The sequence below is a fragment of the Micromonospora sp. NPDC093244 genome, assembly GCF_040683695.1.
Classification (GTDB): Bacteria; Actinomycetota; Actinomycetes; order Mycobacteriales; family Micromonosporaceae; genus Micromonospora.
In genome coordinates this window covers 608,993-630,985 of record NZ_JBFBEO010000002.1, presented here as the reverse complement: position 1 = coordinate 630,985, position 21,993 = coordinate 608,993, and the positions used below count along the sequence as shown (strand labels likewise).

Below are 21,993 nucleotides of genomic sequence, written 5' to 3'. Positions count from 1 at the left end.
GTTTCCGTCGACAGCCGACTCGTCTACGCTGCTCGGCGTGGAGCCCACCGCGTTCTTCGTCGCCTCCCGCCCCGCCGCCGGCGAGGGTGAGTTGACAGTCCACCACCCGTACGACGGTCGCCCGGTGGGGCGTACCACGATCGCCACGCCCGACCAGGTCGAGGCCGCCGTCGCCGCGGCGGCCGGTGTGGCCGCGCAGGCCGCGGCCCTGCCCGCGCACACCCGCGCTGCCGCCCTGGACCACGTGTCCCGCCGGCTCGCCGAACGCGCCGACGAGGTCACCGCGCTGATCACCGCCGAGAACGGCAAGCCGGTGAAGTGGGCGCGGGCCGAGGTGGGACGGGCCGTGTCCACCTTCCGGTGGGCCGCCGAGGAGGCCCGGCGCTTCTCCGGCGAGCTGCAACGCCTCGACACCGACCCGGCCGCCACCGGGCGGATCGCGCTGGTCCGGCGGGTGCCGAGAGGGCCGGTGCTGGGCATCGCGCCGTTCAACTTTCCGCTCAACCTCGTCGCCCACAAGGTGGCGCCGGCCATCGCCGTGGGCGCGCCGATCATCGTCAAGCCCGCCCCGGCGACACCCCTGTCCGCGTTGCTGCTCGGCGAACTGCTTGCCGAGACCGACCTGCCGGCCGGCATGTTCTCGGTGCTGCCGCTGCCCAACGACCGCGCCGGCGAACTGGTCGCCGACCCCCGGCTGCCGGTGGTGTCGTTCACCGGGTCCGGGCCGGTCGGCGCGGCCATCCGCCAGCAGGTGCCCCAGAAGCACGTCACGCTGGAACTGGGCGGCAACGCGGCGGCCGTGCTCTGCGCGGACTGGACGTCCGGCGAGGACCTGGACTTCGCCGCGCAACGGATCGCCACCTTCGCCAACTACCAGGCCGGCCAGTCGTGCATCGCCGTCCAGCGCGTGTACGTGCACCACAGGCTGCACGCCGAGTTCCTGCCCCGGCTGGTCACGGCGGTCCGCGCGCTGCGCACCGGCGACCCCACCGACGAGTCGACGGACGTCGGCCCGATGGTGTCCGAGGACGCCGCCCGCCGGGTCGAGGCATGGGTGGGCGAGGCAGTGGCCGCCGGCGCCACGGTCGAGGTGGGCGGCGCGCGGGACGGCGCCACGTACCCCCCGACCGTGCTCACCGGCGTGCCCGCCGACGCCAGGGTCGTCGCCGAGGAGGTGTTCGGGCCGGTGCTCGTGGTCGCCCCGGTCGCCGACGACCAGGCCGCGTTCGCGGCGGTGAACGACTCGGCGTACGGGTTGCAGGCGGGCGTCTTCACCCGACGCCTGGACGTGGCCTTCGCCGCCGCGCGGACGCTCGAGGTGGGCGGGGTGATCGTCGGCGACGTGCCGTCGTACCGGGCCGACCAGATGCCGTACGGCGGAGTCAAGGGCAGCGGCGTCGGCCGGGAAGGGCTGCGTAGCGCGATGGACGACTACACCGAACCGCGGGTCATGGTGCTGACCGGGCTCACCCTCTAGGCCTCGTCGGCGCGCCAGGTGCCGTCGTCGCTCACCCGGGCCGGGGCGCGGCCGAGCAGCAGGGTGGTCAACGCGGCGTCGATCGTGTCGCCCAGGAACCACTCACCGGCCTGGTCGAGGGCGAAGACCCGGCCCCGCTCGTCGACGGCGATGATGCTGTCCTGGCCCTCGGTGCCGACCGGGAAGAGCCGTACGCCGAGGACCGCGCCGAAGTCGGCGAGCGTGTCGGCGGTGTGCGCGATCATGTGCGGGCGGATGTCGAACCGGGAGATCCACACCTGCTCGCCAGGGCCGCGCCGGGCACCCACCAGGCTGGGGAACGCGGTCAGCGCCTCGACGGCCGCTGGGAAGACCTCGTGCCGGTGGGTGCGCCCCGCCACTGCCGTGACGTCCCGTACGGCTGCGGCGGCCATGAGCTGGTCACCGATGTGCGGTCGCCAACCGGCAGCCACCAGCGCGTTGGCCACCTCGGGCGGGAAGCGGCCCGGGTCCGGGTCGGGCTCCGCCGGGGGTAGCCAGGTCTCCGTGTACGCCCGGGTCGACTCCGGCAGGACGTTGGCGCTCACCAGGAAGTTGACGCACGAGTCGCAGGGCCGCTCGGCCGGGCCGCCCGCCGGGTCCCCCGGCTCCCGCACCCGGAAGATCTCGAACCGCGCCCCCTCCAGCAGAGCCGCCGCCTCGGCCCGGCCCATCGGCGCGATGCCCTCGGCGGCCCGCCGGTGGTCGTACTCGTGCAGCACGTCGGACACCACGATCAGCTCGGCGTGACCCTCGCCGCCGCGGACCAGCTCCCCAGGGGGCAGCTGATCCAGGTAGGTGCGCACGAGCGGGTGATGGTTCAGGGGGACGGCGCCCTTCGTGCCCCGCGCCGTCCAGATGCGACCGTCGAGTGTCAGATGCGCCGTGGTGTTCGGGGTGGCGATCCGATGGATCTCCCGCACCAGCAGGCTCGACTGGTCGACGGTGCGCGCGGCGGTCGGCCCGTCCGGCTGACTACGCCGGTACATGTCCGCCACCACGTCGCTGGGCACCCGGGGCCAGGTGGTGACCTTCCCGGTCTGCTTGTCGACGACCGTCGTCGGCAGGTCACCCGGGACCGTCCGCACCTCGGTGGACACGACGGACGTGATGACGTAGCCGAGATCGAACTCGTCGACCACCGGCGTGCACTCGTGGCCGAGGCGGTGTGAATCGCGGCGGGCCCAGGTGGCCGCGAGCTGCTCGGCCTGTTCACGGTCGATCACACACCGAAACTACCGGACTACACGGATCGATGGCGGCCGGTATGGTTCGGGCTACCGACGGTGACGGGAGGAACGGCGGTGAGCGAACGCGTGGACCGCGACGTCAATCGCGAGCTACGGGCCCGATTCGACGACGTGTACGGGCAGTATCAGCAGCTCAGGTCCAACCTGGACGAACTGCGCGCCCGGCTCGCCGCGGTCCGGGTGACCAGGCGGTCTGCCGACGGGCAGGTGACAGTGACAGTCGGCGCCCGGGGCGAGCTGGTCGCGATCGAGCTGGACCCGGCCATCTACCAGGACCGGGACGCCGAGGCGCTGAGCCGCAGGATCACCGAAACCCTCCACGCCGCCACCACCGCCGCCGGCGACACCACACGGGATCTGGTGGCCGCACACGTACCGGCCGGCTCCGGCTCTGTCGAGTTCCTGCGTACCGGAGATTTCGGCGCGCTGCTCGGGCGCGCCGAGGCCGTCCTCGGGCGGCGCGAGGGGCCGGCATGACCGACGGGCAGCTGTGGCTCGACCCGTACCGAGCCCGCCGGGGCGGCGCCGACCTGGCCCTCGCCGGCGAGGCGGTGACAGCCCGCCGGGCGGCGGAGGGCGGCGAGATCGAAGCCGCAAGCGGCAACCGGCCGTGGGGCCGCGACGACATCGGCGCGGCGTTCGAGCGCAGCTACCGAGGGTTCGAGCAGACCGTGCTGCGGGCCTGGACGGGCATCGGCCACCGGCTCACCGAGCTGGGCACCGACGTGGTCCGCGCGGTAGACGCGAGCGTGCAGACCGACGGCAGCAGCGCCGCCCGGCTCGACCGGGCCGCCGACCGGCGCTGACAGCGGGGCGATCCGGATGAGCGTTCTGCCCAGCCCCATTCCGCACCCGCTCGACTACGCGCCCTGGGACGTGCCCGGCTGGATCTACGAGGCACTGGACTGGGTCGTCGGCGTGCAGTGGCCCGAGGGCGACGAGCGCGCCGTCTGGGACGTCGCCGACCGCTGGTACGCCGTCGCCGCCGTCCTCGCCGGGCCGCACAGCGACGCCGCCACCGCCGCCGGTGAGGTACGCGCCGGGTACGGCGGCGTCGGCGCGGTCGACGAGGCGTTCGAGGCGGCCTGGCGGGGGATCGCCGAGAACGCCGACGCGCCCCTGCCGGTGCTGCTCGCGGTCACCAGCGACCTGGGCCGGCTCGTCGAGGAGTGCGGCTGCGACATCGAGGGCGCCAAACTCGAAGTCTGGATCGAGCTGGGCATCCTCGTCATCGAACTGCTGACGGTGGCGGTGGCGGCCGTGCTCACCGCCGGCGCCGCCTCCCCGGCCGCCGGCGCGGCGGTCACCACCACCCGACTGCTGATCCAGCAGATCTTCAAACGGCTGATGGGGCAACTGGCCAGCAAGTCCCTCAAACACGGGCTGAAGGAGGCGGGGGAACGGGCAGCCAAGGAGGTCGCCCGGGGCGGCGTACGCGGCCTTGCCCGGCGCGCCGCCCGGGAAGGGCTGGAGGAGGCGGCGGAAGAGGCCGGGGTCACGCTGGCCACCCAGGCGTACCAGAACTCCACCGGCCGGGCGCACGGCCTGGACCTCACCGACCTGGGCGCGTCGGCCGTCGGTGGCCTCGCCGGCGGGGCGGTCGCGCCGCTGGCCGGCCTGGGTCGGCACGTGACAGGTCGCGCCGCTCGGGTCGGTGAGCACCTGGGCCGGGAGATGACAGGTGAGGTGCTCGCCGAGACCGCCGCCGGCCTGGCCACCGGGCAGGGCCTCACCTCGATGGAGGACGTGGCCCGCGCCGCCGCCTCCGGGGCCACCGGCTCGGCCACCGCCCAGACCGACCACGCGTTGCACGCCAAACTCGACGCGCAGGCCAACGCCCTGGCGGGCGCCTCCCTCACCGGCCCGTCCCTGGCGCCGCCTCCCGCAGCCTCCTTTGTGGAGGCCCCTGCCGCTTCCGCCGTCGTCTCGTCCGCTGCCGCCTCATCGGATCCGCCTTCGGCGGGATCGGTCTCTTCGCTGTCGGTGTCCTCCGCTGTCGGCGGGCCGGTGGCCGGGTCGCCGGTGGCTGCGGTGCAGCAGGCGGTCGGTGGTGCGGATGCGGCCGCGTCACCTGTGGGGTCGGTCCCTGACGTGCGGGCCGCCGTGTCGTACGGCCCGACCCAGCCCACTGTCCCGGACCTGGCCGGCTCACCTGTGTCGCCGACGATCGGCGACGAGCCGAGCCGCTCAATGCTGCCGACCGAGACCGTCGCGCCATCGCCGGACGGGCTCACCATCGACCGCCCCGGCCCCGCGCAAGCGATCGCCACCGACCCCACCCTCTCCTCGGTCGCCGCGCCCACCACCGGCACGCTCGACCAAGCCGGCACACCAGCCACCGGCGTCGCGCCCAGCCCGCACAACGGCAGCACCGGAACGGCCCCCGGTGTCACCGGCCCGTCCGCGTGGTCCCCGTCGGCGACGAACCCGACGAGCACCGCCGCTCCGGCAGTCGCCGCAGGTGTGGCACCACCGGCCGCCACCGCCAGCCCGGCGCCGTACCCACCGACGTGGCAGGCGTTCGGGCCGGGCCGCGTACCCGCCCACCCGGCGCGCGGCAGGGCATCGGTCCCCGGTGACCTGACCGCGCCGTCGCAGTCCGATTTCGAGGCCAGCGACTGGTACGCGGCTCGGTGGGCGGCCGAGGCGGAAGCCGCCGAGCGGCAGCGCTACCGGGGCTACTACGAGTCGCGGCGCAACGAGTTCGAAGCCAGCCGCCGGCAGGCCGAAGCCAGCCGACTTCACGCCCTGGCCGCCGAACACGACCGCCGGGCCGTCGAGTACGCCACCTACGCCCGGCAACTCCACCGGGCCGGCCACCAGCGGTGGGCCGACGGCTGGCAGCGGGCCGCGAACGACGAGACACGCGCGTACACCCAGTGCCGTGACCTGGCCGACGCGGTGCTGGCCGGCGCCCGGGCGCCAGAGGTCATCGACATCAGCGACGCGGCCTTCCGGCAGGCCAACACGGACGTGGGTGCGCTCGCCCTCGGTGCGGTGGAGGTCCGCGGCCCGTCCCGGCTCACCGGCGACGACGTGCCCCCGCCGATCGACGACTCCCGGCCGTACGGGCAGCCCGGCGGCCTACGCCCGCCGCTGGCCCTGCACCAGGTCGACGTCGAACGGCAGATGCCCCGCGACCCGGACGGCAGCGTCACCCGCACCGCCGATCCCCGCCGCGGCGCCTGGTTCCGGCTCCTCAACGACGGCGGGCCGATGGCCGACGCCACCCGGGGCATCAACTGCCTGGACTGCACCCTGTCCATGTTCGAGACATGGGTGCACGGGCGGCCCCGCGTGTCGGCGCCGCGCACCTTCGACGGGTACCTCGACGGCGACACCCGCCGCCCCATCCGAGGCGAAGCTGGCGGCCCCGGCCGGGTGGAGGACGTCACCGGAGGCCGGTTCCAGCGGCTGCTCGCCCCGCCGCCCGGCCAACGGCTGCACCCGGCACACGCACGACAGGCCGCCGACCGCGGCTACCGCAACCTGCACGACCAGATGCTGCTGGGCGGACACGGCAGCTACGCGTTCCTGATCACCGAGTGGGCCGGCGGAGGCTCCCACGCCTGGGTGGCGCTCAACCAGAACGGCACGATCCTCTACGTCGACCCGCAGACCGGCATCATCCGCGACCGGCCGCTGTACCCCGACGTGGTCGGCATCGACGCGCTGGTGCTCGACGGCGCCGGCCGGCCCATGCCGCTCGGCGGACTGCCCCGAGGCCGGTTCAGCGAACGACCCGACCTGCCGACCCACCCGTCGGCGCGGGACGACGGCGGTCACGGCGACCCGTACGTCAACCGGATGTACCTGCTCCTGGACGGGCCGGGCTCGGTTCCCGACGCGGGTGACGGATCCACCCACGGGGACGCCGCGTCGGTGGACCGTGATTCGGCTGAGGTGCTCGCATCGGCCGGCAGTCTGGACGAGGTGTTCGCGGCCGGAGTGAGCCCAGTTGAATTCGCTAGAGCGGCGTCCCAGCAGACCCTCCGGCGACTGGTACCCGACCTCGACGAGGCGGCTGCCCAGGATGTGTCGCGACTCTTCGCCGACGTCCGTATCCGCGACATGTTCGACACTGCTGTACGGGAACCGCTCCCGAACGAGCCGGGTCTCGCGGAGAGCCTGGCTCGGCAACTGGCGCAGGCGCCGGATCTGGCGCGAATGGTCCTGGCCACCCCCGAACTGGCGAACTCACTGACGGCCCGCCCGCTGACAATGCATCACCTTGCGAGTCACCAGCAGGCCATCGATGCCCTCGCCGGGGTGCTCGACGACATCGCCCGACAGGAGGAGGCGGGCGTAGGCGTGCCATCCGAACGAAGCTTGCCTCAGCCAGAGCCGACACCGCTCACTGAGGAACAGTTGAGGATCAGCGCCAGCATTGAGGTAGACCATGAGCCGGTCGTACAGGCAGGATTCGACAACCTCCGCCGCGGTGACCCCGACTATCGCGCGCGTTACCTCGACAGTCTTTACGCGGCGGCAGCCGTGGCGCAGGCAGATCTGAATCAGCTTGCGATGTCTGTGGCCCACGTCAATGGCCGTCGTATCGGAGAGCCTGGTTGGCGTTCGCAGCCCAAGGACCGCCGCCGAGCCGAGGACAAGGTAAACAAGAGACAGGGTGACGCGTCGACGTTGCTCGACCTGGCGGGGGCGAAGGTCGAGTTCGGTTGTCTGGACGACCTCTACGCTGCTCTTCAACGGGTCAAGGAGTATCCGGACGCCGTGATTGTGAGCTGCGACGATCGGTTTGTATTTCCCATGAGCAGTGGCTACCGGGATGTGCAGCTCACCTTGCGGATGCGCAACGGTCACCTGGCGGAGTTCCGCCTGCACCTCGCAGCGCTCGACGCAGTGGCCGTTTGGGAGCATGTGCTGTACGAGGTGCGCCGCGACGTGGAGGCCCTGGCACTTCTCGACCACCGAACGCTGACGCCTCGTGAGCGGGCGATCACGCAGGGGATTCGCATTCTGGAGCAGCAGCTGTTCTGGCAGGCGTTGCAGTCAACTTTCGAGGAGAAGTCCGGATGACCGAGGTGTCCAGCTCGGACCTTCCCGCCTACTACCTTTACCACCAGTCGCCAGTAAAGATCGTAGAGACCCCTGACGGTGGTGCTCGGGTCTGGCGCGTTTCCATCGACTCCGGCGGGTGGCACGAAAAGAACGACATCTTCGTGGAGATCATGCTTGCCGTCGGCGGCGACATCTTCACTCGCAGCGCCGCGGACTTCGTTCAGGAGGTGGAGGCGTTCCGAGCCCACTATCTTCAGGGCGACGGGCCGATCTTCGCGCTTTACGAGACGGTGCAGGCGCTTCGGGATGCCGCGAAAGCCGAGGGGCGCCATCTCACGCCGAAGGAGCGGGCGTTGATTCGGGGGATCCGCCAGCGGACGTTCGTGATGTTCGAGGAGCAGCTTCGTGCGGCTGGTGATCCCGGCGCGGACCCTGATATCGCCAGAGCGGTGTAGGCAGGGCTCTGTCGAGGACCCGTGGGTCGCGGAGGCGAACCTCAGCGCGCGTGCGTTGGGCCCGGCGGTCGGCGAGGCAGTCTCCCGAGGCCGGCGTCCCGTCCGCGCTTTCGGCTTGATCACGTGATGAGAAACAGTTGCCGGGCCCTTCCGAGGGATTTCGCCTGGTCCGAATAGGATCGAGACATGAGTGGGTCGAGGGCGGAGAAGAGCAGATCCCACGTCTGGGCGTGGCCGGCCGGCATCCTGATCGGTCTGGCGATCGGCATCCCCTCGTTCGGTTCGAAGGGTGGCGTCGCGTTCGGCGTAGCCCTCGGCGTCGCCTTCGCGATCGCCTTCGGCGCGGCGGGGAAGCGTTCCGAGGGCGGCAGGGCCGACGGTGACATGTCCGCGGGCGGCGCCGACGGCCCGCGTGGAGGGTGATCGACTCCAGTTCGCCGATGTTGGCGTATCCGGAGCCACTGGTTACCGCGATATCGGCGATGTTGAGTGGATCAAGCCGGGTGCCAGGCTCGGCGCCGACGAGTGTCGCCGAGGCGGTGGGCGTACAGGAGGTTTTGCGGCCGCTCGTCGACCTGGTCGGGCCGGGGCCTACCGCGCCCGCGACGGTCGCCGGCCTGGACGTGGCGTACGCGCAGAGCGGTGACCTGCTGGCGGCGGCCGTGACCGTGTTGGACGCCCGGACGTTGGCCGTGGTGGATTCCGCGGTCAGTGTGGGCCGGCCGGCGTTCGGTTATGTGCCGGGGCTGTTCGCGTTCCGGGAGTTGCCGGCTCTGCTCGCCGCGCTGGACCGGCTGACCACCCGACCGGACCTGCTGGTCTGTGACGGGCACGGGTTGGCTCATCCGCGCCGGTTCGGGCTCGCGTGCCATCTCGGGGTGGTGACCGGGCTGCCGGCGATCGGGGTGGGGAAGACGCCGCTGGTCGGCGAGTGGGATCCGCCGCCGGTGCGGCGGGGTGCCTGGTCGCCGTTGCGGGACGCGGGTGAGGTCGTCGGTCGGGTGCTGCGGACGCAGGACGGCGTGAAGCCGGTCTTCGTCAGCGTGGGACACCGGATGAGCCTGGACAACGCCACCGCCCAAGTGCTCGCGCTGGCCCCGCGCTACCGGCTGCCGGAGACCACCCGGACGGCCGACCGGCTCTGCCGTGACGCGCTCGCCAGGGTGGAGGAGCAGGCTGGCCGACCGGGGGCGTAAACCGTAACGCCGCACACATGCGGGCCGCTCTATGACCAGGGGTGGGGGTGGGCCGGTAGTAGCCTGACCCGCGGACCCCACCCGGGGTGAAACGGTGAGGTGATCATGACGGTGCGTCGGCGTGCGGCGCGGCTCGCGACGGTCTGCGGTGTCCTGGGCGGCCTGGTGCTGCTCGGTGCGTCGCCGGCGTCGGCCGACGACGACTCGGTCCGGGTCGGCGCCGCCAGCAGTTTCTCCGCCGGTGGTTCGGCGCAGGGGGTGAACGTCGCGGTGCGCAAGCGCTCCGACGGGTGCGTGCTGCTGCGTACCGCCCTGGGCCTGAGCCTGGAGGGTCTCCAGCCGGATCAGGTGACGGTGCAGGTGAACGCCGGTGGGCGTTGGTTCCCGGTGGCGGTGTCCGGGGGTGACGGCAGCGCGGTGACCGGGCAGACGTCGCCGGCGAAGCCGACCCTGTGCAAGGGCAAGGGCATCACGGTGCGGTACCGGGTGGCGTTCGCCGAGGGCACGCCTGGCGGGCGGCTCGTGGTGACCGGCGTGGGGGTCAGCGCGGCCGGCCAGGAGCTGGGTCGGGGCACCGACACGGCGCGGCTGAACGGCGCCCGGGTCACCCCGACGCCGTCGAAGAAGCCCACGCCGACTCCGAGCCCGACCGAGGTCGCGACCGCCAGCGAGGTGGTGAACCCGGCCGCGCTCGCGCCGACGGCCGCCGCGCCGTCCACGACGCCTGTCGCCGCCGAGTCCGGCGGCGGTTCACCTGTCATGTTCTTCGGTATCGCGATGGTCGCCGTCGGACTACTGCTCATCGTGCTGCTGGTCCGCCGCTCGCGGCAGGACCGGTCACCTGCCGACCCGCCGCCCGTGCCCCTGCCGGGCAACCCCGGCGGCACCACCTACCGCTCCGGCGGTGGGTCACCGGCCGCGCCCGCCAACCCCGGCTCGGTGTACGGCCAGCAGCCGTCCGGCGGCTACGGCACGATGCCCGCTCCCCGGCCCGCCCCCGGCGCTGTGTACGGGGCCCGACCGGTGGAGAACGCGCCGGCACCCCAGGCGACGCAGCCGATGCCGGGCGCTCCGGGCACCCCACTGCCGCCCGAGGATCCGCCCGACGGTGGCGAGCGCACGGCGATCATGCCCCGGCTCCCCGGCTGAGCGGGGCCGGACCCCTACCCTCCGATACGCTCAGGTTCGGTGGAAACTGCGGCCAAGGAGCGGAACCAGTGTCTGATCTGTCCCAGATCGTGAAGGCGTACGACGTCCGAGGGACGGTGCCGGACCAGTGGGACGAGCGGGTCGCCGAGGCGCTTGGAGCCGCGTTCACCCAGCTTCTCAACACCACCGACGAGCCGGGCGACGCGGTCGTCGTCGGGTACGACATGCGGGCCAGTTCGCCAGGGTTGGCGGAGGCGTTCGCGGCAGGCGTCCGCGCTGAGGGCCGCTCGGTGATCGAGATCGGGCTCGCCTCCACCGATCTGCTCTACTTCGCGTCCGGTTCGCTCGACCTGCCCGGCGCCATGTTCACGGCCAGCCACAACCCCGCGCAGTACAACGGCATCAAGATGTGCCGCTCCGGTGCCCGGCCCATCGGTCAGGACAGCGGGCTCGCCGAGATCCGCGATCGCGCACAGGCCCTCCTGGATTCGGGCACGGCCCGTCCGGGCGGCGAGCCGACCCGACCTGTCGAGCGCCGTGACCTGCTTCCCGACTACGCCGCGTACCTGCGCAAGCTTGTCGACCTGTCCGGCATTCGGCCGTTGAAGGTGGTGGTCGACGCGGGCAACGGGATGGGCGGCTTCACGGTTCCGACAGTGCTCGGCGACGCGGCCCTGTCGGCCCTGCCGTTGGAGATCGTGCCGCTGTACTTCGAGTTGGACGGCAGCTTCCCCAACCACGAGGCCAACCCGTTGGATCCGGCGAACCTGGTCGACCTCCAGCGCGCGGTGGTCGAGCACGGTGCCGAGATCGGGCTGGCCTTCGACGGTGACGCCGACAGGTGCTTCGTGGTGGACGAGCGCGGCGAGCCGGTTTCGCCGTCGGCGATCACCGCTCTGGTCGCCGCTCGCGAGTTGGCGAAGCACCCGGGCTCCACGGTGATCCACGGCCTCATCACCTCCAGCGCCGTCCCGGAGATCATCCGTGAGCACGGCGGCGAGCCTGTCGTCGCCCGCGTCGGTCACTCCTTCATCAAGGCCGAGATGGCGCGCACCAACGCCGTCTTCGGTGGCGAGCACTCGGCTCACTACTACTTCCGGGACTTCTGGTTCGCCGACACCGGGATGCTCGCCGCGATGCACACCCTGGCCGCGCTGGGTGAGCAGTCGCTGCCGCTGTCCGTGCTGGCCGGGGAGTACGAGCGCTACGTCGCCTCCGGCGAGATCAACTCGACGGTGGCCGACCAGGCGGGCGCGGTCGCCGAGGTGCGGGCCGCGTACCCCGAGGCGAAGGCCGACGAGATGGACGGGCTCACGCTGCGTTTCCCCGACGGCGCGTGGTTCAACCTGCGCGCCTCCAACACCGAGCCGTTGCTGCGGCTCAACGTCGAGGCGCCCACCCGGGATCGGATGGTCTCGCTCCGGGACGACGTGCTCAACCGCGTTCGCCGATAAGATCGCCTGCGCCGGTCGGCACCGCCGCCGGTGAAGCCGCACACGTGGAAGGAGCCGTGCCATGGCCCTGGATCCGCAGTTGCTCGAGATTCTCGCCTGTCCGGACACGCACCACGCCCCGCTCACCTACGATGCCGAGGCGCAGACGTTGACCTGCACGGAGTGCGGCCGGATCTTCGAGGTCCGTGACGACGTGCCGGTGCTGCTGCTCGACGAGGCGCGCGGTGGCCCCGGGCAGGCATCATGATCGACGGTACGGCCGGGGTCAGTGGTCGGCGCGACGCCGACGAGGCCCTGCTCGACAACCCGGCGGCGTTGGCCGAGCACGATCCGGGTGACATGCTCCGGCACACCGCCTCGGCGGGCGCGCAGGTGCGGGAGAGTGCGGCGCTGGCCGCCGAGGCGAATCTGGCGGTGCTCGCCGACGACGGGCGGCCCCGGGCCGTGGTGATCGCGGGCATCGGCACCGCCGGGCGTACCGGTGACGTGCTGGCCACCGTCGCCGGGCCGCGCTGCCCGGTCCCGATCATCGGGCACCGCAGCGCGGGCGTACCCGGCTGGGTGGGCGCGGCCGACGTGGTGATCGCGGTGAGCGCGTCCGGCCGGAGCCCGGAGGCGCTGGGCGCCGCCGAGGCGGCCCACAGGCGTGGTGCCCGGCTCGTCGCGGTGGGTGCACCGGATTCGCAGTTGCAGTCGATCGCCGAGCAGGCCCGGGCGCCGTTCATCCCGGTGCCCCGACGCGCGCCGGCGCGGGCCAGCCTCTGGGCGCTCACCGTGCCGGTGCTGCTCGCCGCCCGTTCGCTCGGGCTGGTGAAGGTCAACGAGGCGGACCTGGCGGAGACCGCGGCCCGACTCGACGCGGACGCGGACCGCTGCCGGTCCGCCGCGGAATCGTTCGTCAACCCGGCGAAGTCGCTGGCGCTGGGGCTGGCCGGCTCGATCCCGATCGTCTGGGGTTCGTCCCCACTGGCGACGGTGGCTGCCCGCCGGTTCGGCGACACACTGTCGGCCAACGCCCGCTACCCGGTGGTCACCGGGGCGCTCGGCGAGGCCGGTAGGGGTCGCGTCGGCCTGCTCGACGGCGTCTTCGGAGGTCTGGCCGAGGGCGAGCGGGACATCTTCGCCGACCCGGCGGAGGACGACGGCGAGGGGACCCGTCTGCGGCTGGTACTGCTGCGCGACGGCGGGCTCAACGCCGAGGACGACACCGACGAGCCACTGGCGGTGGAGGAGCGCCGCGCGGACGCGGTGCAGACCCTCGCCGAGCGGCGCGGGGTGCGGTGTGACGTGGTGACCGCCGAGGGCGGCTCCGCGCTGGAACGGCTGGCCTCGCTGATCGCGGTGCCGGATTTCGCGTCGATCTACCTGGCTCTGGCACATGGACTGGACCCGATGGCCGTACCGGCCATCACCGAGATGAAGGAGCTGTCGAACCAGTGAACGGACGTAGGGGGCGGCGCGTCATGCGCGGACCGGTTGGCTTCGTTCGGCGGAGCGGAGCGGCGGCGTGAGCGCCAACGGTGGAACGAAGGCGATCGTCGCCGCCCTGCTGGCCAACGTCGGCATCGCCGTCACCAAGTTCGTCGCGTTCCTGCTGACCGGGTCGTCGTCGATGCTTGCCGAGTCGATCCACTCGGTCGCCGACTCGGGCAACCAGGGCCTGTTGCTGCTCGGCGGCAAGCGGGCGAAGCGGGCGGCCACCCCGGAGCACCCCTTCGGGTACGGCCGTGAGCGCTACATCTACGCGTTCATCGTGTCGATCGTGCTGTTCAGCCTGGGTGGCCTGTTCGCCCTCTACGAGGCGTACCACAAGTGGTCGGATCCGCACGGCATCAGCGAGTGGCAGTGGGTGCCGATCACGGTGCTGGTGGCGGCGATCCTGATGGAGTCGTTCTCGTTCCGGACCGCCATCAAGGAGTCCAACCACATTCGGGGCAACCAGTCCTGGGTGCGGTTCATCAGGCGTGCCAAGGCACCGGAGCTGCCTGTCGTTCTGCTCGAGGACTTCGGCGCGCTTGTCGGTCTGGTCTTCGCGCTGTTCGGCGTCACCATGACGCTGATCACCGGAAACGGCAAGTGGGACGCCGCGGGCACCGCGATGATCGGTGTCCTGCTCGTGGTGATCGCCATCGTGCTGGCGATCGAGACGAAGAGCCTGCTGCTCGGTGAGGGCGCCGAACAGCAGGACCTGGACGCCATCGAGCGGTCCATCACCGACGGTCCCGAGGTGGAGCGGATCATCCACATGAAGACGCTCTACCTGGGCCCGGAGGAGCTGATGGTCGCCGCGAAGATCGGCGTACCGGCCTGCGAGAGCGCCGAGGACCTTGCGCGCGGCATCAACGCCGTGGAGGCGCGCATCCGCGCCGCCGTGCCCGTCGCCCGCGTGATCTACCTGGAGCCGGACATCTGGAGTGTCGCCGCCGCCAAGGCCGGCACGGGCGCCGCCGCCGACACCGCCGTACCCCAGCCGCAGGAGGGCGAGGCGGCCGGGCGGCCCGGGGGCTGACCTGTGGAACTGCTGTACGGACCGATCCGGGACTACGCCTGGGGGTCGCGCTCGGCTCTCGCGCTGTTGCAGGGCCGGCCGGTGCCCAGCGCCGGTCCGGAGGCGGAGCTGTGGCTGGGCGCCCACCCGGGTGCCCCGGCCATGGTGGAACGCGCCGGGCTCCAGGTCAGCCTGTGTGACCTGGTGCGGGACGAGCCGGGGCAGTGGCTCGGTACGCGGGTGTCCGACCGGTTCGGCAGCAGGCTGCCGTTCCTGCTCAAGGTCCTCGCCGCGGACGCCCCGCTGAGCCTGCAGGCCCACCCGGACGCCGAGCAGGCCCGGGCCGGGTACGAGGCGGAGGCGGGGCGTCCGGCGGCGGAACGCAACTACTCCGACCCGCACCACAAGCCGGAGTTGCTGGTGGCGCTCACCCCGTTCGAGGCGCTGTGCGGGTTCCGGCCGCCTGTGGAGTCGGCCGAGGCGCTCGCGTCGTTCGGCGTACCGGTGCTGGCGCCCGTGATGGAGGCGTTGCGGGCCGGTTCGCCGGGGTTGCGGACGGCGGTGCGGACGCTGCTGGCCTGGCCGGCCGGTGAGCGTGACGAGTTGTTGTCCGCAGTGGTGGCCGCGCCGGCCGACGGCCCGGACGCGGAACTGGCCCGGCGGTTGGCGGCGGCGTACCCGGGGGATCCGGGGGTGCTTGTCGCGTTGCTGCTGCACCACGTCCGGCTGGTGCCGGGGGAGGCGATCTGGATGCCCGCCGGCAATCTGCACGCCTACCTGAGCGGTTGCGGCGTGGAGATCATGGCGGCCAGCGACAACGTGCTGCGTGGTGGGTTGACGCCGAAGCGGGTGGACGTCGACGAGTTGTTGCGGGTGCTGCGTTTCGAGGTGCTCGAGGACCCGGTCCGGGCGGCGCAGCCGGTGGGCCCGGGGGTGGACTGGTGGCCGGTGCCGGTGGATGACTTCGCGCTGCACCGGGTGCGGGTCGGCACTGCGGTGCCGTCGGTCACGTTGTCGCTGCCCGGCCCGCGGGTGGTGCTGTGCGGGTCCGGTGCGGTGACGGTGGACGACGGGGCGGGCGCTGTGACGTTGGTGTCCGGTCAGGCGGCGATCGGCGACGCCGCCGGTGCGCCGCTGCGGATCGGTGGCGCCGGTGAGGCGTACGTGGCGACGTCCGGGCTGCGCTGACGCGCTCCCCGCAACGACGCAAGTCCGACTTTCCCGGAATAGCTTGACGTCATCCTGCCCCAGTGTGACTCTATGAGTACGCAGCGTTATCGCGACGACGGTCCGACAACGTGCGGGGAACCAAACCGGGGGGATGCGCGGGGCGGGCGGGAGTGGACGGGAAGCTGTCCACGACCGGCCGCCCCGTGCGCTGTCCACGTCCCCCTGATGCCCGTCGCCGACGCGCGTAAGGTGGAGGGTCGGCGCAGACATCGTTCGACAGGAGCTTTCATGACCAGCACCCTCCCGGCGTCCGCCAGCGGTACGCCGTCCGAGGCCCGGCCGAGCACGCTCGCCGAGGGCGACTTCAAGGTGGCGGATCTGTCGCTCGCCGAGTTCGGGCGCAAGGAGATCCAGCTCGCCGAGCACGAGATGCCCGGCCTGATGGCGATCCGTCGGGAGTTCGCCGACGCCCAGCCGCTCGCCGGCGCGCGGATCACCGGCTCGCTGCACATGACCATCCAGACCGCAGTCCTGATCGAGACGCTGGTGGCCCTCGGCGCGCAGGTGCGCTGGGCGTCCTGCAACATCTTCTCCACCCAGGACCACGCCGCCGCGGCGATCGTCGTCGGCCCGGACGGCACCCCCGAGGCCCCCGCCGGCGTCCCGGTGTACGCCTGGAAGGGCGAGACGCTTCCGGAGTACTGGTGGTGCACCGAGCAGGTGCTCGCCTGGCCCGACGGGCAGGGCCCGAACATGATCCTCGACGACGGCGGTGACGCCACCCTGCTCGTGCACAAGGGCGCCGAGTTCGAGAAGGCCGGGGTCGTGCCGCCCGTCGAGTCCGCCGACTCCGAGGAGTACGCGGTCATCCTCGACCTGCTGCACCGCTCGCTCGCCGAGGACGGCCAGCGCTGGACGCGGATCGCCGCAGGCATCAAGGGCGTGACCGAGGAGACCACGACGGGCGTGCACCGGCTCTACGAGATGCACCGCGCCGGCACCCTGCTCTTCCCGGCCATCAACGTCAACGACTCGGTCACCAAGAGCAAGTTCGACAACAAGTACGGCTGCCGGCACTCGCTCATCGACGGCATCAACCGGGCCACCGACGTGCTGATCGGCGGCAAGATGGCAGTCGTCATGGGCTACGGCGACGTGGGCAAGGGCTGCGCCGAGTCGCTGCGCGGCCAGGGCGCCCGGGTCGTGGTGACCGAGGTGGACCCGATCTGCGCGTTGCAGGCCGCGATGGACGGCTACCAGGTCGCCACCCTTGACGACGTGGTCGAGCAGGCGGACATCTTCATCACCGCCACCGGCTGCTTCGACGTCATCACCAACGAGCACATGGCCCGGATGAAGCACCAGGCCATCGTCGGCAACATCGGCCACTTCGACAACGAGATCGACATGGCCGGTCTGGCCAAGCGTTCCGACGTCGAGCGGGTCAACATCAAGCCGCAGGTCGACCTGTGGCGCTTCGCCGACGGGCACGCCATCATCGTGCTCTCCGAGGGCCGCCTGCTGAACCTGGGCAACGCCACCGGGCACCCGAGCTTCGTGATGTCGAACTCGTTCGCCAACCAGACGATCGCCCAGATCGAGCTGTTCACCAAGACCGAGGACTACCCGATCGGCGTCTACGTGCTGCCCAAGCACCTGGACGAGAAGGTGGCCCGGCTGCACCTGGGCGCGCTCGGCGCGAAGCTGAGCACGCTCACCAAGGAGCAGGCCGCGTACCTGGGTGTCGCGCAGGAGGGTCCGTTCAAGCCGGACCACTACCGCTACTGATCGCTCTTTTCGGGACCGGGTCGGCTGTTCGCAGCCGGCCCGGTTCGTCGTCTGCGCCTCAGGGCCGGCGGCGGGCGGGGCGGAACCAGGTCCAGACACACCAGGCGAGCCAGCCGAGCGACACGACTGTGGCCAGTGCCCGCATACGTAACGCGCTGAGCAGCAGAACCACCGCCAGCACCGTCAGCCACGGCAGGAATCCCTTCACGGCGGGATCCTCCCACAGCCGGGATGGGTGAGCTTGTCATGAACGACTTGACGAGCCCTCTGTCCAGGAGGAAGGTATGGCTGCCCTAAGTAAGCTGAGGCAGACCTGATGGACACGGAGCCGGGATGTTCGCGACCTACCTGATCGGGCTGCGGGAGGGCCTGGAGGCGACCCTGGTGGTCAGCATCCTGGTGGCCTTCCTGGTGAAGTCGCAGCGCCGGGACCGGTTGCCCCAGGTCTGGTCGGGCGTCGGCCTGGCCGTGGCGCTCTCGGTGCTCTTCGGCTGGTTGATCGAGTACACGTCGACCTCGCTGCTGGCCCGCTCCGAGGACCGGGAGCTGTTCGAGGCGATCACCTCCGTCGCCGCAGTGCTCTTCGTCACCTGGATGATCTTCTGGATGCGCCGTGCCGCCCGGACGATCGCCGGCGAGCTGCGCGGCAAGCTCACCGAGGCGCTGGCCGTCGGGTCCCTCGCGGTCGCCGGCATGGCCTTCCTCGCGGTGATCCGGGAGGGCCTGGAGACCGCGCTGATCTTCTACTCGGCCGCCCAGGGCGCGGCCGGCGACAGCGGGCCGCTGCTCGCGCTGATCGGTGGCATCCTCACCGCCGTGGTGCTCGGCGTACTGCTCTACGCCAGCGCCCTGCGGATCAACCTCAGCAAGTTCTTCACCTGGACCGGCGCGCTGCTGATCCTGGTCGCCGCCGGCATCCTCAAGTACGGCGTGCACGACTTCCAGGAGGCAGGTGTCCTGCCCGGCCTGAACGACCTGGCCTTCGACATCACCGGAACGCTCGACCCGAGCACCTGGTACGCCGCTCTGCTGGCCGGAATGTTCAACGTGACGCCCGCGCCCACCGTGCTGGAGACGATCGCCTGGATCGGGTACGCGGTGCCGGTCCTGGCGCTCTTCCTGCGCCCGGCCCGGCGTAAGCCGGCGCCCACTGCGTCCACCGGCACCGAGCGCCTAGCCGACACCGGCACCGAGGCCGAGGCGGCGACCGCGCCGCAGCGCGCCTGACCTCACGAGGAGAGACAGCCCAAGATGCGTACCACAGGCTTTTTCGCGCTGGCCGCCGCCGGTGTGCTGGCCACGACCGGTGTCGCCGCCTGCTCCGACTCCGCGAAGGATGACGCGGTGGGGGCCGGTGGCCCGATCGTGGTCAAGGCCAGCGACACCGCCTGCGACGTCGGTACGACCGATCTGGGCGCCGGTGCCGCCACCTTCAAGATCACCAACTCGGGCGCGAAGGTGACCGAGTTCTACGTGTACGCCTCAGGCGACCGGGTGATGGGCGAGGTGGAGAACATCGCCCCCGGCCTGAGCCGCGAGCTGCGCGTCGAGCTGCCGGCCGGGACGTACGAGACGGCCTGCAAGCCGGGGATGAGCGGCAAGGGCATCCGGGGTGCGCTCAAGGTCAGCGGCTCGGCGCAGCCGCTCACCGCCGACGCCGCCCTGGCCGGCGCCACCGAGAACTACCAGCGTTACGTCACGAGCCAGACCGCCGCGCTGCTGGACAAGACCGAGGAGTTCGTCGCCTCGGTGAAGGCCGGCGACGTGGCGAAGGCCAAGACGCTCTACCCGGTCGCCCGCACCTACTGGGAGCGGATCGAGCCGGTGGCCGAGATCTTCGGCGACCTCGACCCCAAGATCGACGGCCGTGAGGAGGTCATCGAGGAGGGGATGGAGTTCACCGGCTTCCACCGGATCGAGAAGGACCTCTGGCAGTCCGGCGACATCAGCAAGGACGGCCCGATCGCCGACCGGCTGCTTGTCGACGTCAAGGAGATCGTGGCCAGGGCCAACGCCGAGAAGCTCTCCCCGCTCCAGCTCGCCAACGGCGCGAAGGAACTGCTCGACGAGGTGGCCAGCGGCAAGATCACCGGCGAGGAGGACCGCTACTCGCACACCGACCTGTGGGACTTCGCCGCCAACCTGGAGGGCTCCAAGGCGGCCGTGTCGGCCCTGCGGCCGGCGCTGGAGCAGCGCTCACCGGAGCTGGTGACGCAGTTGGACACCGAGTTCGCAAACGTCGAGGCGCTGCTCGGCAAGCACCGGGCCGGCGACGGCTGGAAGCTGCACACCGCGCTGAGCAAGGCCGAACTCAAGGAACTGTCCGACGGCATCAACGCGCTCGCCGAGCCGATCAGCAAGGTCGCCGCGGCCGTCGCCAAGTGACCGTACGTCAGGGGGAGTCGAACCGATGAGCGGAAGCAGGGTGACCCGGCGCCGGGCGATCACGCTCGCCGGTGCCGGGGTGGCAGGCGTCGCCGGAGTGGCGGTCGGCGCGGGAGCGCTCGTCGGCGGCTCCCGTGGGCCGGCCGCCGCCAGCGACCACCCGGCCGGGGCGGTGCCGTTCCACGGCGAGCACCAGGCCGGAATCGTCACCCCGGCGCAGGACCGGCTGCACTTCGTCGCGTTCGACGTGATCACCAAGGACCGGGCGCGGCTGGTCGGGATGCTCGAGGAGTGGAGCGCCGCCGCCGCCCGGATGACCGCCGGCCGGGACGCCGGGGTGCTGGGCGCGGTCGGCGGGATGCCGGAGGCTCCACCTGACGACACGGGTGAGGCGCTCGGCCTGCCCCCGTCCCAGCTCACCCTGACCATCGGGTTCGGGCCGACGCTGTTCCGCGACGCCGACGGCCGGGACCGCTTCGGCATCGCCGACAGACGTCCGGCCGCCCTCGCCGAGCTGCCGAAGTTCCCAGGTGACGCGTTGCAGCCGCAGATCTCCGGCGGCGACCTCTGCGTCCAGGCGTGCGCCAACGACCCGCAGGTGGCGGTGCACGCCATCCGCAACCTGGCCCGGATCGGCATGGGCGTGGTGAGCGTGCGCTGGTCGCAGCTCGGCTTCGGTCGTACCTCGTCGACCTCCCGGGACCAGGCCACCGCGCGCAACCTCTTCGGCTTCAAGGACGGCACGGCAAACCTCAAGGCCGAGGACACCAGCCTGCTTCGCGACCAGCTCTGGGTGCAGCCGGGCGACGGGCCGGACTGGATGACCGGCGGCGCGTACCTGGTCACCCGCAAGATCCGGATGCTGGTGGAGACCTGGGACCGGACGTCGCTGGCCGAGCAGGAGGAGATCGTCGGCCGGGCCAAGGGCAGTGGCGCGCCGCTGGGCCGGAGGAACGAGTTCGACGAACCGGACTTCGCGGCGCGCGGTGACGACGGCAAGCCGGTGATCGCCGAGCACGCCCACGTCACGCTGGCCCATCCGAGCCGCAACAACGGTGCCCAGCTGCTGCGCCGGGGCTACAACTTCGTGGACGGCTCGGACGGCCTCGGTCGGCTCGACGCGGGCCTGTTCTTCATCGCCTACCAGCGTGATCCGCGCCGTCAGTTCGTGCCGATCCAGACCCAACTGGCCCGCCACGACGTGATGAACGAGTACCTGCGGCACGTCTCCAGCGCGCTGTTCGCCTGCCCGCCCGGCGTCCGTGACGGCGGGGACCACTGGGGGCGTGCGCTCTTCGGCTGACAGCCGTCCGGATCACGACAGCGCGACCGGCCCGAGGCTCCGGTGGCGCTGGGCGGCGCCGACGGGGGATCATGGTTGCAGCCGGGCGGGATCCACCCGACGCCGGTCCCACCGAACTGAACGGGGATGCAATATTAATCCCATGAGAGCCCGGGTACTGGTGGTCGACGACGACCCCGCACTCGCCGAGATGCTCGGCATCGTGCTGCGTAGTGAGGGCTTCCTGCCCTCGTTCGTGGCAGATGGTGAGCGGGCGCTGGCCGCCTTCCGCGACAGCCGGCCCGATATCGTGCTGCTCGACCTGATGTTGCCCGGGATGAGTGGTATCGACGTGGCCAGGTCCATCCGGGCCGAGTCCGGCGTGCCGATCGTCATGCTGACGGCCAAGAGCGACACCGTGGACGTCGTGCTCGGCCTGGAGTCCGGCGCCGACGACTACGTGGTCAAGCCGTTCAAGCCCAAGGAGCTGGTCGCCCGGATGCGGGCCCGACTGCGCCGGGGCGAGGACGTGGCGCCGGAGATGTTGACCATCGGCCCGCCCGGCAACCAGATCACCATCGACGTGCCGGCGCACACGGTCAGCCGCAACGACGAGGAGGTGAAGCTGACTCCGCTGGAGTTCGACCTGCTGGTCGCGCTCGCCCGTAAGCCGCGTCAGGTCTTCACCCGCGAGGTGCTGCTGGAGCAGGTGTGGGGCTACCGGCACGCCGCCGACACCCGGCTGGTGAACGTGCACGTCCAGCGGCTCCGCGCCAAAATCGAGCCGGACCCGGAGCGGCCGGAAATCATCCTCACCGTGCGGGGCGTGGGCTACAAGGCGGGTACCGGATAGCCTGGTCAC

Annotated in this window: 20 protein-coding genes; 18 read left to right on the top strand and 2 right to left on the bottom strand. The window is 71.7% G+C overall.

Annotation, left to right across the window (positions count from 1 at the left end; all coding sequences use genetic code 11):
• Nucleotides 1–37: 37 nt before the first annotated feature.
• Nucleotides 38–1,477: an aldehyde dehydrogenase family protein gene (locus AB0N27_RS12980; RefSeq protein ID WP_364367774.1), complete on the top strand. Its 1,440-nt coding sequence runs from the start codon at nucleotides 38–40 to the stop codon at nucleotides 1,475–1,477.
• On the opposite strand, the gene AB0N27_RS12975 is transcribed toward AB0N27_RS12980, so the two are convergent.
• Complete coding sequence (locus AB0N27_RS12975) at nucleotides 1,474–2,721, bottom strand: SUKH-3 domain-containing protein (protein ID WP_364367771.1); 1,248 nt, start codon at nucleotides 2,719–2,721, stop codon at nucleotides 1,474–1,476. The genes AB0N27_RS12980 and AB0N27_RS12975 overlap by 4 nt on opposite strands.
• Nucleotides 2,722–2,799: 78 nt before the next feature.
• Between AB0N27_RS12975 and AB0N27_RS12970 the strand changes: the two genes are divergently transcribed.
• The 13 genes from AB0N27_RS12970 (at nucleotide 2,800) to ahcY (ending at nucleotide 17,464) form a co-directional block, all read left to right on the top strand.
• Nucleotides 2,800–3,222: a YbaB/EbfC family nucleoid-associated protein gene (locus AB0N27_RS12970; RefSeq protein WP_364367768.1), complete on the top strand. Its 423-nt coding sequence runs from the start codon at nucleotides 2,800–2,802 to the stop codon at nucleotides 3,220–3,222.
• Nucleotides 3,219–3,551, top strand: coding sequence for a hypothetical protein (locus AB0N27_RS12965; protein WP_364367765.1), 333 nt, complete (start codon nucleotides 3,219–3,221; stop codon nucleotides 3,549–3,551). Before AB0N27_RS12970 ends, AB0N27_RS12965 begins: the two co-directional genes overlap by 4 nt.
• A 16-nt stretch (nucleotides 3,552–3,567) precedes the next feature.
• Nucleotides 3,568–7,782 carry a toxin glutamine deamidase domain-containing protein gene (locus AB0N27_RS12960; protein ID WP_364367762.1) on the top strand — a complete coding sequence of 1,405 codons (4,215 nt, stop codon included), beginning with the start codon at nucleotides 3,568–3,570 and terminating at the stop codon, nucleotides 7,780–7,782.
• The gene (locus tag AB0N27_RS12955) at nucleotides 7,779–8,219 is read left to right on the top strand and encodes a hypothetical protein (protein ID WP_364367759.1); all 441 of its coding nucleotides are present in this window, start codon (nucleotides 7,779–7,781) and stop codon (nucleotides 8,217–8,219) included. The genes AB0N27_RS12960 and AB0N27_RS12955 overlap by 4 nt, the downstream gene beginning before the upstream one ends.
• A gap of 186 nt (nucleotides 8,220–8,405) precedes the next feature.
• Nucleotides 8,406–8,642, top strand: a complete 237-nt coding sequence (locus AB0N27_RS12950; RefSeq protein ID WP_364367756.1) for a hypothetical protein — start codon at nucleotides 8,406–8,408, stop codon at nucleotides 8,640–8,642.
• A gap of 80 nt (nucleotides 8,643–8,722) precedes the next feature.
• Nucleotides 8,723–9,415: a deoxyribonuclease V gene (nfi, locus tag AB0N27_RS12945; protein ID WP_364367753.1), complete on the top strand. Its 693-nt coding sequence runs from the start codon at nucleotides 8,723–8,725 to the stop codon at nucleotides 9,413–9,415.
• A gap of 105 nt (nucleotides 9,416–9,520) precedes the next feature.
• On the top strand, nucleotides 9,521–10,564 hold the full coding sequence (locus AB0N27_RS12940; protein ID WP_364367750.1) for a hypothetical protein: 1,044 nt from the start codon (nucleotides 9,521–9,523) through the stop codon (nucleotides 10,562–10,564).
• Between the two features lie 68 nt (nucleotides 10,565–10,632).
• Nucleotides 10,633–12,018, top strand: a complete 1,386-nt coding sequence (locus AB0N27_RS12935) for a phosphomannomutase/phosphoglucomutase (protein WP_364367747.1) — start codon at nucleotides 10,633–10,635, stop codon at nucleotides 12,016–12,018.
• A gap of 61 nt (nucleotides 12,019–12,079) precedes the next feature.
• On the top strand, nucleotides 12,080–12,265 hold the full coding sequence (locus tag AB0N27_RS12930) for a Trm112 family protein (protein WP_364367744.1): 186 nt from the start codon (nucleotides 12,080–12,082) through the stop codon (nucleotides 12,263–12,265).
• Nucleotides 12,262–13,458 (top strand): SIS domain-containing protein, encoded by a 1,197-nt coding sequence (locus AB0N27_RS12925; protein WP_364367741.1) that lies wholly within the window; start codon nucleotides 12,262–12,264, stop codon nucleotides 13,456–13,458. Before AB0N27_RS12930 ends, AB0N27_RS12925 begins: the two co-directional genes overlap by 4 nt.
• 67 nt (nucleotides 13,459–13,525) lie before the next feature.
• Nucleotides 13,526–14,527: a cation diffusion facilitator family transporter gene (locus AB0N27_RS12920; RefSeq protein WP_364367738.1), complete on the top strand. Its 1,002-nt coding sequence runs from the start codon at nucleotides 13,526–13,528 to the stop codon at nucleotides 14,525–14,527.
• Nucleotides 14,528–14,530: 3 nt separating this feature from the next.
• Nucleotides 14,531–15,694 carry a mannose-6-phosphate isomerase, class I gene (gene manA / locus AB0N27_RS12915; protein ID WP_364367735.1) on the top strand — a complete coding sequence of 388 codons (1,164 nt, stop codon included), beginning with the start codon at nucleotides 14,531–14,533 and terminating at the stop codon, nucleotides 15,692–15,694.
• Between the two features lie 270 nt (nucleotides 15,695–15,964).
• On the top strand, nucleotides 15,965–17,464 hold the full coding sequence (ahcY, locus tag AB0N27_RS12910) for an adenosylhomocysteinase (RefSeq protein WP_364367732.1): 1,500 nt from the start codon (nucleotides 15,965–15,967) through the stop codon (nucleotides 17,462–17,464).
• A 58-nt stretch (nucleotides 17,465–17,522) separates the two neighbouring features.
• Here the strand turns inward: ahcY and AB0N27_RS12905 are convergent, their stop codons facing one another.
• The gene (locus AB0N27_RS12905) at nucleotides 17,523–17,672 is read right to left on the bottom strand and encodes a hypothetical protein (protein ID WP_364367729.1); all 150 of its coding nucleotides are present in this window, start codon (nucleotides 17,670–17,672) and stop codon (nucleotides 17,523–17,525) included.
• A 125-nt stretch (nucleotides 17,673–17,797) separates the two neighbouring features.
• Here AB0N27_RS12905 and efeU point away from each other — a divergent pair, with 125 nt between their 5' ends.
• The 4 genes from efeU to mtrA all read left to right on the top strand — a co-directional run bounded on the left by efeU (nucleotide 17,798) and on the right by mtrA (nucleotide 21,984).
• Nucleotides 17,798–18,691 carry an iron uptake transporter permease EfeU gene (gene efeU / locus AB0N27_RS12900; protein WP_364367726.1) on the top strand — a complete coding sequence of 298 codons (894 nt, stop codon included), beginning with the start codon at nucleotides 17,798–17,800 and terminating at the stop codon, nucleotides 18,689–18,691.
• Nucleotides 18,692–18,715: 24 nt separating this feature from the next.
• The gene (efeO, locus tag AB0N27_RS12895) at nucleotides 18,716–19,849 is read left to right on the top strand and encodes an iron uptake system protein EfeO (protein WP_364367723.1); all 1,134 of its coding nucleotides are present in this window, start codon (nucleotides 18,716–18,718) and stop codon (nucleotides 19,847–19,849) included.
• Between the two features lie 25 nt (nucleotides 19,850–19,874).
• The gene (gene efeB / locus AB0N27_RS12890; protein ID WP_364367720.1) at nucleotides 19,875–21,152 is read left to right on the top strand and encodes an iron uptake transporter deferrochelatase/peroxidase subunit; all 1,278 of its coding nucleotides are present in this window, start codon (nucleotides 19,875–19,877) and stop codon (nucleotides 21,150–21,152) included.
• A 142-nt stretch (nucleotides 21,153–21,294) separates the two neighbouring features.
• Nucleotides 21,295–21,984: an MtrAB system response regulator MtrA gene (gene mtrA / locus AB0N27_RS12885; RefSeq protein WP_007455837.1), complete on the top strand. Its 690-nt coding sequence runs from the start codon at nucleotides 21,295–21,297 to the stop codon at nucleotides 21,982–21,984.
• The last annotated feature ends 9 nt before the right edge of the window (nucleotides 21,985–21,993 follow it).